Annotated in this window: 1 protein-coding gene; it reads left to right on the top strand. The window is 64.6% G+C overall.

Features of this window, described 5'->3' with window-relative positions:
* The first annotated feature begins 128 nt into the window (after window positions 1–128).
* Window positions 129–1,316, top strand: a complete 1,188-nt coding sequence (locus KIH77_RS10365) for an IS1249 family transposase (protein WP_219101605.1) — start codon at window positions 129–131, stop codon at window positions 1,314–1,316.
* Window positions 1,317–1,372: the final 56 nt, after the last annotated feature.

Genomic DNA, 1,372 nt, shown 5'->3' with positions numbered 1-1,372 from the left:
GGGTTAAGGGTCAAAACGTGGGTCTTAAATCCGTGGTGAGGTGTTCTCCGGTCTTGCGTGTCGGGGTGTGATTAACGTTTTGGGTGTTAATCCGGCGGGGTGCTTGACTTTTCGGGTTGGCTTGTTCCATGAGCAGACCCAAGTCTTCGAAGGCGAGAAGATGTCCCGTGTGCGGCAGGCCGATGCGTAAGAAGGGATTCACGAAAGCGGGGGCGCAGCGCTGGAAGTGCGACGCGTGCCGGCTGAGTTCGACCATGCAACGGGAGGACTCGGCGCGCATGGCGGAGTTCCGCGCGTTCATCGCGTGGATCACGGGCAAGCGGTCCATGAGCGAGGCCGCCGCGGGCCTGGGGTTGAAACGCAGGGAGTTCGCTCGGAGGATCGCGTGGTGCTGGAACGTGGAGCCGTCCCTGCCGCCGGTCTTGCGGGTTCACCGGTATGTGATGGCGGATGGCACGTACGTTCCCTACGGCTGGTGCCTGCTCATCGCCACCGGCGACGACGGGCGGCCGCTCGCGATGCAGTGGTGTTCCGGGGAGACGACCATGGCCTACCGGCGGTTGTTCGCGGGGGTGGAACGGCCCGGCCTGCTGGTGTGCGACGGAGGGCAAGGATGTCTGACGGCCGCCGAAACCCGTTGGAAGGGGATTCCCGTGCAGCGTTGCCTCGTGCACGCGCTGCGCAACACGCGCGTCGACCTGACCAACAGGCCCAAGAGCGAGGCCGGCAGGACACTGCTCGAACTCGCGCGCAGACTCACCAAGGTGAAATCGGCGGACGAGGCGGCCGCATGGCTTACGGATCTCAACCGGTGGCACGGAAAGCACGGCGACTATCTCAAGGAGCGCACCAGGGCCGCGGACGATCCCGTCCACGCCAGGGGCCGCAAGTGGTGGTGGACGCACGAGCGGCTGCGCCGCGCCTACTTCCGGCTCGTCAAACTCAACCGCGACGGGATGCTGTTCGCGTTCTGCGACCCCGACGCCACGAAGGATGATGGGGCGTTGCCGTCGACCACGAACCAGTTGGAGGGCGGCGTCAACGCCGTCGTCAAACGAACCCTCGACCATCACCGGGGCCTGTCCGAGGCGCACATGAGACGCTGCTGCGAATGGACGGTATACATGCTCACGAAGGATCCCGACCCCATGTCGCTCATCACCCCCGAGCATTGGAAAACCACAAGCAGGAAAACGATCGAGGACGACGGGCCCGAGCCCGGCACCATGACCGACGTGCAACTACCCGCCACCGGCGTCGACGCCTACGAAAGCGGGTTCGGCATCAGAACCGGCTGGGCCGGACGCTCACACTAACCTACCAACACGCCAACAACACGCGCGAATAAGACCCACGTTTTGACCCTTAGCCC

The organism is Bifidobacterium pluvialisilvae, assembly GCF_019331695.1.
In the GTDB taxonomy this organism is placed as follows: domain Bacteria; phylum Actinomycetota; class Actinomycetes; order Actinomycetales; family Bifidobacteriaceae; genus Galliscardovia; species Galliscardovia pluvialisilvae.
Note: the sequence above shows the minus strand (reverse complement) of the source record. Positions and strands in the feature narration are given on the sequence as shown.

What these genes read in the sequence shown, in the direction of transcription:
- KIH77_RS10365 (WP_219101605.1), top strand. Translation starts at nt 129, where the DNA reads ATGAGCAGACCCAAGTCTTCGAAGGCGAGAAGATGTCCCGTGTGCGGC.